At 70.1% G+C, this 14,703-nt stretch carries 14 protein-coding genes and 11 tRNA genes; 20 read left to right on the top strand and 5 right to left on the bottom strand.

The genetic code is table 11. The annotated features are described in order from the left end of the window. Positions 1-15: 15 nt before the first annotated feature. From ABZU76_RS15770 to ABZU76_RS15700, 15 genes are all read left to right on the top strand, one after another. Entirely contained in the window at positions 16-327 is a 312-nt protein-coding gene (locus tag ABZU76_RS15770) for a LysR substrate-binding domain-containing protein (RefSeq protein ID WP_354869573.1), read from the top strand. Between the two features lie 97 nt (positions 328-424). Beyond that, complete coding sequence (locus tag ABZU76_RS15765; protein WP_354869571.1) at positions 425-598, top strand: hypothetical protein; 174 nt, start codon at positions 425-427, stop codon at positions 596-598. Positions 599-800: 202 nt separating this feature from the next. Next, positions 801-885 (top strand) — tRNA-Tyr (locus ABZU76_RS15760). A 93-nt stretch (positions 886-978) separates the two neighbouring features. After that, a tRNA-Arg gene (locus tag ABZU76_RS15755) sits at positions 979-1,052 on the top strand. A 13-nt stretch (positions 1,053-1,065) separates the two neighbouring features. Then, positions 1,066-1,138: transfer RNA gene (locus ABZU76_RS15750), tRNA-Asp, on the top strand. 136 nt (positions 1,139-1,274) lie between these two features. Beyond that, a tRNA-Glu gene (locus ABZU76_RS15745) sits at positions 1,275-1,346 on the top strand. A 1-nt stretch (position 1,347) separates the two neighbouring features. After that, positions 1,348-1,421, top strand: a tRNA-Leu gene (locus ABZU76_RS15740). 43 nt (positions 1,422-1,464) lie between these two features. After that, positions 1,465-1,538, top strand: a tRNA-Leu gene (locus ABZU76_RS15735). Between the two features lie 5 nt (positions 1,539-1,543). After that, positions 1,544-1,615, top strand: a tRNA-Gln gene (locus ABZU76_RS15730). A 10-nt stretch (positions 1,616-1,625) separates the two neighbouring features. Beyond that, positions 1,626-1,697, top strand: a tRNA-Gln gene (locus tag ABZU76_RS15725). A gap of 18 nt (positions 1,698-1,715) precedes the next feature. After that, positions 1,716-1,805, top strand: a tRNA-Ser gene (locus ABZU76_RS15720). A 35-nt stretch (positions 1,806-1,840) separates the two neighbouring features. Beyond that, a tRNA-Ser gene (locus tag ABZU76_RS15715) sits at positions 1,841-1,930 on the top strand. A 25-nt stretch (positions 1,931-1,955) separates the two neighbouring features. Then, positions 1,956-2,027, top strand: a tRNA-Arg gene (locus ABZU76_RS15710). Positions 2,028-2,558: 531 nt separating this feature from the next. Continuing rightward, positions 2,559-3,005 (top strand): hypothetical protein, encoded by a 447-nt coding sequence (locus tag ABZU76_RS15705; protein WP_354869569.1) that lies wholly within the window; start codon positions 2,559-2,561, stop codon positions 3,003-3,005. A gap of 25 nt (positions 3,006-3,030) precedes the next feature. Beyond that, positions 3,031-3,615, top strand: coding sequence for a uracil-DNA glycosylase family protein (locus ABZU76_RS15700; protein ID WP_354869566.1), 585 nt, complete (start codon positions 3,031-3,033; stop codon positions 3,613-3,615). 9 nt (positions 3,616-3,624) lie between these two features. Here ABZU76_RS15700 and ABZU76_RS15695 read toward each other — a convergent pair whose 3' ends face one another. After that, positions 3,625-4,536: a glutaminase gene (locus tag ABZU76_RS15695; RefSeq protein ID WP_354869564.1), complete on the bottom strand. Its 912-nt coding sequence runs from the start codon at positions 4,534-4,536 to the stop codon at positions 3,625-3,627. A 47-nt stretch (positions 4,537-4,583) separates the two neighbouring features. Beyond that, on the bottom strand, positions 4,584-5,033 hold the full coding sequence (locus tag ABZU76_RS15690) for a group II truncated hemoglobin (RefSeq protein ID WP_354869561.1): 450 nt from the start codon (positions 5,031-5,033) through the stop codon (positions 4,584-4,586). A 272-nt stretch (positions 5,034-5,305) separates the two neighbouring features. On the opposite strand from ABZU76_RS15690, the gene ABZU76_RS15685 reads away from it, so the two are divergent. Further along, complete coding sequence (locus tag ABZU76_RS15685; protein ID WP_354869558.1) at positions 5,306-6,193, top strand: alpha/beta hydrolase; 888 nt, start codon at positions 5,306-5,308, stop codon at positions 6,191-6,193. Here ABZU76_RS15685 and ABZU76_RS15680 read toward each other — a convergent pair. Beyond that, positions 6,190-6,906: an SDR family oxidoreductase gene (locus tag ABZU76_RS15680; protein ID WP_354869556.1), complete on the bottom strand. Its 717-nt coding sequence runs from the start codon at positions 6,904-6,906 to the stop codon at positions 6,190-6,192. The two genes, ABZU76_RS15685 and ABZU76_RS15680, sit on opposite strands and share 4 nt — an antisense overlap. A 249-nt stretch (positions 6,907-7,155) precedes the next feature. Between ABZU76_RS15680 and ABZU76_RS15675 the strand changes: the two genes are divergently transcribed. After that, positions 7,156-8,163, top strand: coding sequence for an alpha/beta hydrolase (locus tag ABZU76_RS15675; RefSeq protein ID WP_354869554.1), 1,008 nt, complete (start codon positions 7,156-7,158; stop codon positions 8,161-8,163). Positions 8,164-8,178: 15 nt separating this feature from the next. Continuing rightward, a complete protein-coding gene (locus tag ABZU76_RS15670) occupies positions 8,179-9,888 on the top strand; it encodes a CocE/NonD family hydrolase (RefSeq protein ID WP_354869552.1) in 1,710 nt (569 codons plus the stop codon). A 53-nt stretch (positions 9,889-9,941) separates the two neighbouring features. Here the strand turns inward: ABZU76_RS15670 and ABZU76_RS15665 are convergent, their stop codons facing one another. Both ABZU76_RS15665 and ABZU76_RS15660 read right to left on the bottom strand, forming a co-directional pair. After that, positions 9,942-11,330, bottom strand: a complete 1,389-nt coding sequence (locus ABZU76_RS15665) for a hypothetical protein (protein WP_354869550.1) — start codon at positions 11,328-11,330, stop codon at positions 9,942-9,944. Positions 11,331-11,411: 81 nt separating this feature from the next. After that, positions 11,412-13,172 carry a sulfatase gene (locus ABZU76_RS15660; RefSeq protein WP_354869548.1) on the bottom strand — a complete coding sequence of 587 codons (1,761 nt, stop codon included), beginning with the start codon at positions 13,170-13,172 and terminating at the stop codon, positions 11,412-11,414. Between the two features lie 158 nt (positions 13,173-13,330). Between ABZU76_RS15660 and ABZU76_RS15655 the strand changes: the two genes are divergently transcribed. Then, positions 13,331-13,762 (top strand): OsmC family peroxiredoxin, encoded by a 432-nt coding sequence (locus tag ABZU76_RS15655; protein WP_354869546.1) that lies wholly within the window; start codon positions 13,331-13,333, stop codon positions 13,760-13,762. A gap of 192 nt (positions 13,763-13,954) precedes the next feature. After that, a complete protein-coding gene (locus tag ABZU76_RS15650; RefSeq protein WP_354869543.1) occupies positions 13,955-14,689 on the top strand; it encodes a VIT1/CCC1 transporter family protein in 735 nt (244 codons plus the stop codon). Positions 14,690-14,703: the final 14 nt, after the last annotated feature.

The raw sequence follows: 14,703 nt of genomic DNA, 5'->3' as shown, positions 1-14,703 counted from the left end.
CGAACCGGAACTGGCGTGGGCCGACGTGCCGAACTGGCCGCAGTGGTCAACGTCGTCAACGGCACCACCGGCCCGTGGTCGTGGCCCGAGGGGCAGCGGCCGGCGATCGTCGTCGAGACGGCCAACTTCGACGAGTGGATCGAGAGCGTCGCGGCGGGGCGCGGGCTGGGGGTGGTGCCGGAGGTCGCGGTGCGGCGCAACATCCACCCGACGGTGCGGTTCCTCCCGATCGCCGGTGCGCCGCCGATCCCGGTCGCGCTGGCGTTCCTGCCGAGCGCGAACGGGCCGGTGCTGCGGCAGTTCGTGGAAGCGGCGCTCGGGCGGTGAAATTGGTCCGGTAATAAAGATTGACACCCGGGTGCGGGTTCGCGATTATGTAATGGAGCTGAACGCAAGAGCTCACAGAAACTAAGAAGGAGCCATCGTGGCGAGCATGGAGATGCGAGGGTCGCAGCGCCGTTATCTTGGCGATCTGCGCGATGCGCTGCGCTCGTCGGATGCGCTTCGATCAGCCGCGCCGCGCCTGCTGCAAGAGCGGCTCTGTGGCTCGATGCTGCCTGAAGAGCGGCTTCTGAGCATCGGAGGCTCCCCACCGTGACGTCGTCGACGTCATGACCGGGAGCCGCCCATCGGGAAACCGATTCGGGCGGCTTTCTCTATTTCGTGCACCCATAAATGGCGGGATATCCATTTCGTTGATGTGCTGCGCCCATTTTGTCGGCGCCTATTCTTTCTTGGCTACCTGGTCTTTGTCAACTACACAGCGGAGCAGAAACACGCTCGCCGGCCGCGGCGAGCACGGTGGGGCTGGGCACAGGTGAGCCCACCCGGCTGTAACCCGGACGCCCTTCGGCGGCTTTGACGGTTCGACTCCGTCCCCCACCACCGACACACCAAGACAAGGCCGATGCGACTGCTGGCTAGGTCACCGCCCCTTCAAGGCGGGGAACCGGGATCGATACCCGGATCGGCTGCCACACCCCTGTAGCTCAGCTGGACAGAGCGCCGGATTACGAATCCGGAGGTCCCAGGTTCGACTCCTGGCAGGGGTACGCAGGTTTTCAGGCTCACGTGGCCCAGCGGCGAGGGCAGCTCCTTGTCGAGGAGACGATCGCGGGTTCGAGTCCCGTCGTGAGCGCGCGCCCGGCACCCGAGGGGGGTGCCCGGCCGACGAGTGCGAGGGAGACGGGAACCCATCCGCTTCGGGAGCGGAAGACACCGCGTTCGACTCGCGGGCACTCGACTGAGGTTGATCAAAAGACTGTCAAAAGCACGGCGCGTTGGTCCAGCGGAACGGACACCGGCCCCTCAAGCCGAAGACGCGGGTTCGACTCCCGCACGCGCTACGCGGTTGTAGCCCAACTGGAAGAGGCACCTGGCTGAGGGCCAGGCCAGTCGGGGTTCGAATCCCCGCAACCGCACGCAGTTCCATCGAAGACGGGTCCCCGCGCGCGGGGACCCCACGCCCTCGTAGCCCAATTGGCAGAGGCACCGGACCCAGGCTCCGGACAGTCCAGGTTCGACTCCTGGCGAGGGCACGCTTTCCCGGGTGGTGTATCCGGCAACACGGCGGATTTTGGTTCCGCAGAGCCAGGTTCGAGTCCTGGCCCGGGAGCACCACGTGATGCCCGTTCGTCCAACCGGCAGGACTCCGGACTCTGGATCCGGCAACCGAGGTTCGAACCCTCGACGGGCAGCGGGGCGCGGCACAACGAGGAGGGCTGGCCGAGAGGCAAGGCACCGGATTGCTAATCCGTGGTCCGGGGCGGCACGTCCCGGCGCGCGTTCGACCCGCGCGCCCTCCGCGCACGACGGCGGCACTCGGGTGCCGCCGGGCCAGGGAGGATTGGCCGAGTGGTAAGGCAGCCGTTTCGAAAACGGTGGTCGGGTGTGTTGAGCACCCGCGTGGGTTCGACTCCTGCATCCTCCGCACCTCGCCGGCGGAACCCGGCGAAGCCCTCGTGGTCCAACGGACACGACTCCGGCGTCCGAAGCCGGGAACGCAGGTTCGACTCCTGCCGGGGGCACCGCGGCACACCGCGACGCGCGGGGCCCAGTGGCCGGCCGGGGCTCATATCCCCGGATCGCCTGGATCGACACCAGGACGCGCGACCGAACTCTGCTCCGCTGGTAGTCGCCGGCTCCTTCGCGGGCTGGGGCCGGACTCGGCCCTCCGCCGCCCGGACTCGGCGTCGAGGGGCTGAGCAGTAGACGGTGGACGGAGGCAGGAACGGTCCGAACTCCAAGAGCCGGTTTACCCTACTGCACAATGGAAAGGGTCCGTACCGCGAAGTTCGGGCCTGCCAACGAGGGCAGCCCTCGTTCGCATCGTCGACCGGGCGCAGTTTCGCGACCAGGCCGCCCTGCTGCGCACGGCCACCTTCGCGAACACTGATTTCAAGTTGTCCCGCCGCGCTTGCCCTCGGCCGCCCGCGCAACTCGGCGCGGGGTGAGGTCGTGGCGCAGCTTGGGGCCCCTGGTGGTGGTGCCGGCGATCGTCTTGTCGTGACGGATCCTCGCTACGATCGCGGGATCGCCACACCGAGGGGGACCCGCCGATGCCGCAACTGCTGGGCGCGATCGACAGCAGCATCACGGTCGAGTACGGCCAGTTCGTGCTGCAGGAAATCCCGATGAGCCGCAACGCGCTGGTCGTGGGGGAGGCGAGCGGTGACTGGCTCGTCCTGGGCGGGGCCGGGGGTCTGCTGCTGCACAGCGCCGGGAACGACCACGACCCGGCCGTGCGGGTGGAACTGTGGGACGCCGAGCCGCCGGCGGCGCACGGCGAGTGGGACCAGGTCGTCACGGTGGGGTGCGACCTGGCCGATCAGGTGCGCCTGCAGTCCGTCACCGCCGCCATGTCGCCCGACGTGCTCACCCTGGGGCGGCCCGGCCCGCACCACGCCCGGGTGCACGAGGGCGGCCGCGCCGCGACGGCGGAGCTGGCCGAAGGGACGTTCGCCGAGGGCGTCGAACGCTGGCTGATCCAGCTCTGGCCCGCGTGAGGGGCCCGGATATTCTCGCCGGACCATGACGAACCTCGACCGGATCCGCGCCGACCTCATCGCCGACCCCGACAACGCGTGGGCGAAGGACGCCGGTTACGAGCCCCTCTACACCGCGGAGCCGTCGGCGAAGGTGGCGCTCATCGGGCAGGCGCCCGGGCGGAAGGCGCAGGAGAGCGGCGTCCCCTGGCACGACGCCAGCGGCGTGAAGCTGCGCGGCTGGCTCGGGGTGACCGACGAGGAGTTCTACGATCCCGGGCTGTTCGCGATCGTGCCGATGGATTTCTTCTACCCCGGCAAGGCGGCCTCCGGTGACGCGCCGCCGCGCCGCGGGGTTGCGGACAAGTGGCATCCGCGGATTTTCGCCGAGCTGCCCGAGATCCGGCTGACGGTGCTCGTCGGCAGCTACGCGCAGAAGCACTACCTGCACGCCGGGCGCGGGTGGAGCCTCACGGAGACCGTCCGGTCGTTCCGCGACTACGTGCCGTCGACGATCCCGCTCGTGCACCCGTCGCCGCTGAACGTCGGGTGGCACCTGCGGAACCCGTGGTTCGAGCAGGAGGTCGTGCCGGAGCTGCGGATGCTGGTGGCGGCCGCGTTGAAGTCCTGAGTGGACGCATCAGAAGATGCTGAGCCCCGTGACGTTGCCGAATGTTTCGAGCGCCATCGCCGCGGACACGGAGTTGCCCTTCTCGTCGAGCCCCGGCCCCCACGCCGCGATCGCGCAGCGGTCCGGCACGATCGCGAGGATTCCGCCGCCGACACCGCTTTTGCACGGCAGCCCCACGCGGTACGCGAACTCGCCGGCGTCGTCGTAGGTGCCGCAGGTGAGCATGATCGCGTTGATGCGCCGGGCGTCCTGCTTCGACAGCAGGCGCGTGCCGTCGAGGCGGACGCCGTGGCGCGCCAGGACCAGCCCCGCGCGGGCGAGCTCGACGCACGAGGCCATGATCGAGCACTGGCGGAAGTAGTGGTCGAGCATCTCGTCGACGGGGTTGAGAACGTTGCCGAAATCGGCCATCAGGTAGGCCAGCGAACGGTTGCGGTTCCCGGTGCGCGTCTCGGACTCGGCCATCGCCGGGTCGTAGGTGAGGTCGGGGTTCCCGGTCTCCGCGGCCAGGAACGCGCACAGGGCACCACAGGCGTCGCCGGTGTCCGCGAGGAGCTGGTCGGTCACCAGCAGGGCGCCCGCGTTGATGAACGGGTTGCGCGGCACGCCGCGCTCGATCTCCAGCTGGATCAGCGAGTTGAACCGCGTCCCCGACGGCTCGCGGTTCACGCGCCGCCAGATCGACGCGTCGTCGTGCCCGAGCACGTGCGCGAGCGCGAACGCCTTCGAGATGCTCTGGATCGAGAACGGCACCTCCGCGTCACCGACCTGGTGCAGCTCGCCGTCGACGGTCGCCACCGCGAACCCGAACTGGCCCGGGTCCACACAGATCAGGTCGGGGATGTAGTCCGCCACCTTGCCGGCCCCGATGTGGGGCTTCGTGGCCGCCCAGACCTCACCGACAGCGCGCTCGTAGTCCACCGGCCGCCTTTCCACACGTGATCACGGCGGCTCCGATGATGTCACGACTACTGCGGGTCGTCGCCTGCCCAGGTCCAGTGGGGGACTTCGCGCAGGGGGTGGAGGTCGGCGTCCGTCTCGGCGTGGGAGTTCTGCAGGGCGACCCGGGAGCCGAACTCGACGTGTTCGCGGACGGCGTCGCGGAACGGCGCGTCGCGGGGCATCCCCGCGGTGTCGAGGGCCGCGAGGTAGAGCTGGACGAACCGCTGCCGCTGGGCTTCGGTGATCTTCAGTCCCCGGTGGACGGAGATCAGGTGCGCGAACCCCAGCTCGCGCGAGAAGCGGTCCGGCCCGCCGAACGACTCGGCCGTGAACGACGTCAGGTGCTCGACGTGCCGCGGCTGTCCCGCGCCGAACAACGGCTGCAGCAGCGGATCCGCCAGCACGCTGTCGTAGAACACCTGCTCCAGCCGGTGCAGGGCGGCTTCCCCGCCGGCGTGCTCGAACAGTGAGGGCATGCGTCCAGCGTAGGGCAGGTATCGGACATTGGCGGGCAATTTCACCGGTGGCTTGAGCGCGTGGTGGCCGCGACCCGATTCCCCATGGTTGCGCTCGTCGCAGCGATCGTGCTCAGGGGTGTGGCGATCCTGGTCTGCGGCGCAGCACAGACGGTGCTGCAGTATCTGGCGACGCGAACGACGAATCGAAGCCGTCATCGTCCGGTCCCTTGGGCAGGCCGGCGGTTCTGACAGATACAGTCGATCATGAAGCCGCCCCACCGGAGGTCTCGATGAGTGTTCCCTTGCCGGAGAAGTTCGGGTACCAGCGGGTCGACGCGGGGGGCGTGCGGATCAACTGCGCGGTCGCCGGGGAGGGGCCGCCGGTGTTGCTGCTGCACGGTTATCCGCAGACGCACCTGATCTGGCACCACGTCGCGCCGCGGCTGGCGGAGGAGTTCACCGTGGTGCTGACTGATTTGCGTGGGTACGGCGACAGCGACAAGCCGGCCGGCGGCGACCAAAAATATGCCAAGCGGGCCATGGCCGACGACCAACTCCAGGTCATGGCGAAACTGGGCTTCGACCGCTTCGCCGTCGCTGGGCACGACCGTGGCGGGCGGGTGGGGCACCGGCTCGCGCTCGACGCGCCCGAAGCGGTAAAGGCGCTGGCGGTGCTGGACATCGTCCCCACGCGGTATGCGTTCCAGCACGCCGACAAGGACTTCGGGATGGGCTACTACCACTGGTTCTTCCTCGCCGCCGGCAACGGCATCCCCGAACGGCTGCTCGCCGGCGACCCCGAGTTCTGGGTCACCTCGCGTATGAACTCCCGCCACGACGGCGGCACGCCCTTCGATCCCGCCGCCGTCGCCGAGTACGTGCGGTGCTTCTCCCCGCCGGAGGCGATCGCCGCTTCGTGCGCGGACTACCGTGCCGCCGCGGGCATCGACCTCGAGCACGACGACGCGGACGCGGCAGCGGGCCGGCTCGTCACCAGCCCGCTGCTCGCGCTGTGGGGGAGCGGCAGCTTCGTCGGCCGCTCCTACGACGTGCCCGCCGCGTGGCGCGAGTACGCGACGGACCTGCGCACGCTCGCCGTCGAGAGCGACCACTACCTGCCGGAGGAACAACCGCACGTTGTCGCCGAAGCATTGCGGGACTTCTTCGCGGAGACCTAAGCCCCGGGCGTCTGCAGCGGCACCGGGCCGTCCATCAGCCGCACGCCGCCGTCGACGTGGAGGTCCAGCGCGTTGACGGCGGGGTTGCGCAGGAGGAACTGCGTGGCGTCGACGATGTCGGCCATCGTGATCGGCGTGCCGGTGAGCGTGCGCGCGGGCGGGTTGCCGGGGACCCTGCGCCAGACCGGGCTGTCGAGGACCACACCCGGGTGCAGCGCGTTGACCCGGATCGGCGCGAGCTCCCACGCCAGCGTGCGCACGAGTGAGCTGACGCCGCCGTTGGTCGCGGACACCATCGTCGACCCGGGATACGGCCGGTCTTTCGCGCTACCGCCGAACAGCACCACCGAGCCGTGCGGGGTGAACCGGTCGCGAAGGGCGCGGACGGCTTCGGCGTACCCGACCAGCTTGACCGTGACGGCGCGCACCGCGTCGGCCACGCTGAACGCGTGGATGCTGCCGCCGTCCTGGTGGATGGCGGTGATGACGAGCCCGTCGATCTCGTCGACGCCAGTGAGGGCGCCGGCGATCGTCTCCGGCATCGCCAAGTCGACACCGAGCCCGGTCGCCCGTCCGCCGATTTCCCGCGCGGCGGCTTCGGCGCGGCCCGGATCGCGGCTGGTGACGATCACCGCGTCCCCGCGGTCGGCCAACGCCCCGGCGACGGCCCGCCCCAGTCCGCCGCTGCCCCCGATGACCAGGATTCGAGACACGAGCTTCCCTTCGTGAAACCTGCCGGAATGGCTATTCGCCGTTCTGCGGACAACTGTCCGGCAACAGTGGACCGGAGCCACAAAGCGTGTCAAGTGCTCCCAGGATGCCAGTCTAAAGGGGAACTCAACAGCTGTTGAGTCTTGACAACGGCCGCATCGGGTTGAATCGTCAGTCGTCTGACGGACAGCTGTCCGACGTTGGTTGCAGGCGCACGAACCTGGGCGTCTGCCGCTGAAAGGGACCAACCCATGGAGCACTACACCGCACCGGCGGTCGCGGCCGGGCTCGAGTTCACCCCGCCGACGCAACGCGCGCAGGACGCGATCGCGGCGGCGATCGCGCGGCAGGACGCGCCGGACAAGCACGTCTTCGCCGCCGAAAAGCCGATCGCGAACGAGGACGGAGAAACCGAACGCCTCCCCGGCGGCACGACCGTGACCCACCGCTTCGTCGACGGCCCGGGCGACATGGAGACCGTCCGCTGGCACTTCGTCGAGGCGGGCGCGCAGGACAAGCCCGTGGTGGTGTTCCTGCACGGGATTCCCGATTCGTGGTACCTGTTCCACCACCAGATCACCGATCTCGCCGCCGACTTCCGCGTGCTGTCGATCGATCTCAAGGGATACGGCCAGTCGGAGAAGTCCCCGGGCGACTACCGGCACGTCGGGGTGGCCGACCAGCTCGTGGGTCTGCTGGACGTGCTCGGCATCGAGCGGCCGAGCTTCGTCACCCACGACCGCGGCGGCCCGATCGTCGACTACCTCGCCTCGCGCCACCCGGAGCGGATCCACAAGTACGTGCGCGGTGAGCAGCAGCTGTGGCACTGGCACCCGGACGTGTCGCCGCAGGAGCAGTGGTTCACCGACCTCGACCACAACCCGTTCGGCGACCCCGCGGAGCTGGTGTCGAATCTGCACGCGATCCTTTCGACCCGCCCGGTCGCCGAGGAGGACGTGCGGCGCACGATCCGGGAGGCGAGCCACCCGGGCATCAAGTGGGCGGTGCCGCGGTACTTCCAGTCGACCACCATCAAGAAGGAGTGGATCGACCGGCGCCTCGACCTGATCCGCACGTGGCAGTGCCCGATCCTGGTGCTGCAGGGTTACGAGGACCCGTTCCAGCCGTACGAGTACTTCGAAGACATCGAGAAGCACATCCCGAACTCCCGGCTCGCGTTCGTCGGCGCGGGGCACTTCCCGCCGCTGGAGAACCCGGGTGAGACGAGCGAGAAGATCGTGGCCTTCCTGGCCGGCTAGGAGCAGACGAGAACCATGCACATCGACTGGGATGTCCCGATCACGATGGACGACGGGCTGGTCCTGCGGGCGGACGTGTTCCGGCCCGAGGACACCGGGCCGCACCCGGTGATCATGACCCACGGCCCGTACGCGAAGGGGCTCGCGTTCCAGGACGGCTACCAGGCCATGTGGAGCAACCTGGAGGCCGAGCACCCGGACGCCCTGGCGGGTTCGTCGAACCGGTACCAGAACTGGGAAACCGTGGACCCGGAGAAGTGGGTACCGGACGGGTACGTCGTGATCCGCGTCGACTCGCGGGGCGCCGGCCGTTCGCCCGGGTACCTCGACATCCTCTCGCCGCGCGAGACACGGGACTACTACACCTGCATCGAATGGGCCGCGGTCCAGCCGTGGAGTACCGGCAAGGTCGGGTTGCTCGGCATCTCCTACTACGGCATCAACCAGTGGCAGGTCGCCGCGCTGCAGCCGCCGCACCTCGCGGCGATCTGCCCGTGGGAGGGCGCGAGCGACTACTACCGCGAGTTCACCCACCACGGCGGGATCCTCGACGTCTTCGTGAAACAGTGGTACCCGGTCCAGGTTTCCTCGGTGCAGCACGGGGTCGCGGACAGCCCGCGCAGCCGCGTCACCGGCGAGCCGGTGGCCGGGCCCGAGGTGCTCACTCCCGAGGAACTGGCGAAGAACGTCGCCGACACCGTCGCCGAGCTGCGCGACCACCCGCTGCTGGACGAGTACTACCGCGAGCGCACGGCCGACCTGGCGAAGATCACCGTGCCCGTGCTCTCGGCCACGAACTGGGCCCACCACCTGCACACCCGCGGCGGGTTCGAGGGCCACGCCGGCGTGTCGAGCGAGCAGAAGTGGCTCGAGGTCCACGGCCTGCAGCACTGGGTCGAGTTCTACACCGACTACGGGGTCGCGCTGCAGAAGCGGTTCTTCGGGCATTTCCTCAAGGGCGAGGACACCGGGTGGGCCGAGCAGCCGCCAGTGGTCGTGCACGCCCGCCGCGTCGACGGGACGTTCGAGAAACGCGGCGAGACGGCGTGGCCACTCGACCGGACACAGTGGACACGGTTCCACCTCGACCTCGCCGGCGGGACGTTGGCCGCGGCCGGGGATGTGACGCGGCGCGAGACGGCGTTCGCGGCGCAGGGCGAGGGGCTCACGTTCTGGACCGAGCCGTTGACCGAGGAGCTGGAGCTCACGGGCCCGGCGTCGGCGCACCTGCGCGTCGCCTCGTCCACGACCGACGCGGACCTGTTCCTCGCCTTGCGCGTGCAGGATCCCGACGGCCGCGACGTGACGTTTCCCGCCGCGATGGACCCCCACGGCGGCGTCGGGTTCGGCTGGCTGCGTTCGTCGCTGCGCAACACCGACCCGGCGAAGAGCCTGCCGTACCGGCCCTGGCACACCTACGACGAGCGGCAGCCGCTCACCCCGGACGAGCCGGTGGACGTCGACGTCGAGATCTGGCCCACGTCGGTGATCATCCCGGCCGGCCACCGGCTCGGTGTTTCCCTGCTGGGGCACGACTTCGAGTTCCCCGGCGACGGTCCGTGGCCCTCGGCGTACGGGATCTCCATGCGCGGCAACGGGATCTACGTCCACAACGATCCCCACGACCGCGGATCGGACGTCTACGCCGGCACGACCACCCTGATCAGCGGCGGCGAGCACCCGTCCTACCTCCTGCTCCCGGTCGTGCCCCGCACGGCCGGCTGAGCCGGGTGGCCGCGGTGGGACGCCACCGTGGCCACCCTGGGTTCAGCGTCGGCTCAGAACCGGCCGAGGCCGCGCGGCGAGCCGAGACCGGTCGGGCCGTCCCAGCCGGGGCCGGCCTGGCACACCTTCGGGCCCCAGCCCAGCCCCTGGCAGACCGACGGTGCCGCACCGTCGGTCGTGACGTCGTGGAACGCCGAGGCCGGCGCCCCGTACAGCGCGCTCGGGCCCGTCGCGCCGGTGGTGTGGCCGCTGCTGCGCACGTACCACGCGGCCACGAACGGCGACGAAGCGCTGGTGCCGCCGCTGACGATCCAGTTCTGCGGCTTGCCCGTGAAGGGCGCGTAGGTGTCGTACACCGCCGGGCCGTTCGCCGGGTCGGCGATGGCGGCGACATCGGAGGACGCGCGGTGCCCACCGCAGTTCGCGGCGATCGAAGCGGGCTGGCCGGCGGCCGGCGGGAACGTCAGCGCGCACTCGCCGCCGAGGTTGTGCCACGCCTGCTCGGTGAACTTCGTGCGCGCCGCGTCGACGGGTTTCAGCGCCGTGCCCCCGACGCCGACCGCCCACGGCAGGTTGGCGGGCCAGGTGTAGAAGCTCGTGTCGGCTTTGCTCTCGGCCGAAGCCGAAACCGCCGTCGTGTCGGCGCTGCCGACGTCACCAATCGACGCGAACAGCGGCACCCCCGGGTGGTTCAGGGCCTTGCTGTAGGGCGCGTTGATCGTGGCCGAGTCGAGGACCTCGATGTCGCTGAGGCTCACGGCGTTCGCACCGAGGCGGACCGCCGTTTGGTACGCCGTGGCGTAGTCGGCGGCCTTCTCGTCGGGGTCGGGCTCACCGGTCGCGTCGAGGTCCGGCGTCTGCACCACCGTGATGCGACAGGCCGGGCACGCCGCCGAGGCCATGTCGACGTCGAGTGACGTCTCGACGGCCCAGTCCTCCTCGGACTCCTTGAACTCGTCGGTGGTCTCGGGCCGCACCGGCGGCCCGCCGTGGAAGTCGGTGATCGTGAGGCACCCGCTCGCCGTCGTGCACGCGGGCAGCCCGTACTGCTTGCGGTAGACAGCCAGATCCGACTCCAGGTTCGTGTTCGCGCCCGCGCTGATCACCGCGATCGTGCCGTTGCGCCCGACGCCCGCGGCCGGCAGCGAGTATGCGCGCGCGAGGTCCGTGGCCCCGAGCCCGACCGGCGTCGTCATCGACAACGCCTTTGCCGAGCCGGGGCTCTCGGTGACGACGGCGGCTTGGCACCCGGCCGCACACGCGGTCCGCACGCCGTGGTCGCTCAGCAAGGTGCCGTCCTGGATCTGGGCCCGAAGGCCCGCGATGTCCGAAGTGCCGGGCGCGGCCTGCGCCGGGGCGCCCGCCACGATCATCGCCGCGAGCACCGGCAGTGCCGCGGCCGCGGCCAGCGCCCGCCTGGTTGTGACTTTTCCCTTGTACAAGGACGTTTCGCCTCCTAGGACTGTCGGCGGCGCCACCGCCGCCGCGCGGGCCCATCCTGGGTGACGATCTTTCGGATCCTGTCAGGAAGTTGTGTGGATCTTCGGCTGAGACAGCTGCGCGTCGAGTGAGCGCAGGGTCCGGGCCGTGAGGCTGGGGGTCGTGGCGGCCAGTTCCCACACGGACAGCGTCGCGACTGAGACGGCGAAGTCGGCGTTGGCGAGCATCGGCAGGTGGCGCACGAGGATCTCGCGGGCGGCCGGGGCCAGTTCGCCGATCGGGGTCAGGACGGCGGAGCCGAACTCGGCCGCCGGTGGGAGGTCCTCGAGTACGGCGAGGGCGTTCTCGCGTTGGGCGCGGACGAGGAGGTGGTCGCGGGTGACGGGGCCGTCGACGGGCAGGCCGAGGCGCTCGAACTGGGACGCGGGTGCGTCGGCGGCTCGCATCAGCTCGACGAGGTGGGTGGCCATGGTGAGTTCGAGGTCGTCGTCGACGAGGGGGTGGGTCTGGCCGGGGTCGGTTTCGAGGTCGAACAGCAGGGTGCCGAACGCGTGCGGGTCGCCCCAGGCGTAGCCGGGAATGCGCAGTACGGGGGCGCCCTTGGTGAAGGGCAGGGGCGGGATCAGTTCGGCGTCGCGGAGTTCGGCGGGGGAGAAGCGGTTGTTCATGTGGGTGGGCATAAGGGTGTGCTCGAACAGTGGTGTGTTGGCGGAGGTGGCGGAGGCGCGCAGGTAGACGTAGCGGCCGTCGGTGACGTTGACGTGGGCGCCGAAGCTGCCGAACAGGCAGGCTTTCCGCGTGGTGGGGACCGTCAGCGGGAGGCCTTGCATGTCGGCAGGCCTTGCTACGCCGAAGAAGTCGAGCAAGGTCGGTCCGAAGTCGACGGTCTGCACGAGCTCGGCCCGGCGTTCGCCGCGCGCGCCGCTGCGGGGGTCCCAGACGAACAGGGGGGTGTGGATGTTCTCGTCGTACCAGGGCTGGACGTTCTTGCCCCACCAGCCGTGCTCGCCGAGAAGGAGGCCGTGGTCGGTGCAGACGATGAGGAGGGTGTCGTCCCACAGCGCGTGGGTGTCCATCGCGTCGAGGACGCGGCCGAGGGAACTGTCGCACATGGACAGCAGGGCGCGGTACTCGTCGCGGACCTTCAGCTTGTCGCCGGGTTGTTCGGTGACCCTGCGGTAGGCGGGCCAGTCGTACTTCGCGCCTTCGTGCTGCAACGAATACCGCGCGCGGTGGTCTTCGGTGGCGACGAATGGTTCGTGGGGGTCGAAGCACTCGATCTGGAGGAACCAGTCCTGCTCGTCGGCGTTGGTGCCGAGGAATTCGAGGCCGGCGTCGACGGTGAGTGTCTGCGGGTGCTGCCCGGGTTTGAGGAAGTGCTGCCGGTTGACCCAGTGCTGGCGGATCATCGCCGACGCCCGCCGTCCCCCGACCGCCGGTTCCGGCATTTCGGGATCGGCCACCTGGCCCTTCCAGCGGTCGCCTTCCTGGCCGCGGAAGAACTCGTAGGTGTCGAAGCGGTTGTGGTAGGTCGCGCCACCGTCTTCCCAGTAGTGCTGGTGATCCGTGACGAGGTGGGTGTGGACGCCGTTGCGCGAGAGCAGTTCGGGCACCGAGTCGTCGAACGGCTCCAGCGGCCCCCACGACCGGTGCAGGAAGTTGTACCGGCCCGTGTGCAGCTCGCGTCGCGCCGGCATGCACGGCATGCTGCCCGCGTAGCAGTTGTCGAACGTCACGGCCGCCTCGGCCAGCCGCTCGAACTGCGGCGCCTGCACATCCGTCGCCCCGTAGGGCGGCAGGTACCGGCGGTTGAGCGTGTCGAACAGGACGACGATCGCGCGCATGGGCCGGGCTCCTCCTCAGGTGGGTGCCACCCCGCCCAGCCTAGGGAACCCGTGGGACGGGCAGCGGCCGAACTTTGGCGAACGCGGCCCCCGCCTGATTGACTGTGGTTGCCCGGCTCTGCCGGGCATCAGACACCCAAGACGATTCTGGAGGACGCATGCCCGTCTCGAAGGCGCACGCGAACTGGAACGGCGACCTTCCCACCGGGTCCGGGCAGTTCACCGCCGGGGGAGGAAGCATCAGCGGGAGCGTGACCTTCAAGTCGCGCTTCGAGGACGGCCCCGGGTCGAACCCGGAGCAGCTTATCGCCGCGGCGCACGCGTCGTGCTTCTCGATGGCGCTGGCCAACACGCTGGCGAGTGCGGGATTCCCGGCCGAGTCGATCGAAACGGACGCTTCGGTCACCCTGCGCCCGGTGGACGGCGCGCCGACGATCATCAAGGTCGAGCTCGTGACGGAGGGCCGCGTGCCCGGTGTCAACGAGGAGCAGTTCAAGGAGTACGCGGCGCAGGCCAAGGCCGGCTGCCCGGTCAGCCGCGCGCTGGCGGGCGTCCCCGAGATCACCGTGCAGGCGTCGCTGGCCGGCTGAGCCGTGCGAGCGCTCGCTCCCGCGCGGGGCGAGCGCTCGATCAGCCCGGGGCCGCCGCGACCTCGCCGTGGTGGCCGAGGTGATCACCTCGGTGCGCCTCACCGCGGAACACGTCCGCACGTGCAGGCCGGGCGGGTGATCCCGGCCGGTTTCCGGCAGGCAGGCCTGGACCGGGCCGGTGAGAATCGGGGCATGAGTGAACGCTCCGACCCCGACCGTCGCCGGGCCGCGACCACCGGCTGGGCCCACCGCCACCGCGACGTCTCCGGCGGCTGGCTCCGCCCGACCGTGTTCGGTGCGGTGGACGGCCTGGTCACCAACGCGGCCCTCATCGCAGGCGTCGGCGGCAGCGGCGTCGCGCCGCACACGATCGTGCTCACCGGGTTGGCGGGACTGGTCGCGGGAGCGTTCTCGATGGGCGCGGGCGAGTACGTGTCAGTGACCAACCAGAACGAACTCGTGCACGCCGAGGTCGCGCTCGAAGCCGACATGCACGCGCGCTTCCCGCAGCAGGAGCACGACGAGCTGGTCAGCCGCTTCGTCTCCTACGGTGCCGACGACGACACCGCCCGCCGCATGGCCGAAGCCGTCGCGCGCGACCCGGCCCAGGCGCTGCGGCTGCACACGCGCGAGGAGCTCGGCGTCGACCCGCAGGACCTGCCATCCGCCCTGCTGGCGGGTGGCGCGTCGTTCGTCGCGTTCTCGATCGGTGCGCTGCTTCCGTTGCTGCCGTACCTGCTCGGCGCGAGCACGCTGCTCGTGTCGCTGATCCTGACGGCGGTCGCGCTGCTGGCCGGGGGGATGACGGTCGGCAAGCTGACCGGACGGCCGTTGGTCCACTCCGGACTGCGGCAGCTCGTCCTCGGGGCGCTTGCCGTCGCCGTCACCTACGGCATCGGCCAGCTGATCGGTGCGCCCGTCGGCTGAGGGCGGCGGTCGTG

The sequence above is a fragment of the Amycolatopsis sp. NPDC005232 genome, from assembly GCF_040607795.1.
Lineage (GTDB): Bacteria > Actinomycetota > Actinomycetes > Mycobacteriales > Pseudonocardiaceae > Amycolatopsis.
This window is presented reverse-complemented; position numbering and strand designations above follow the sequence as displayed.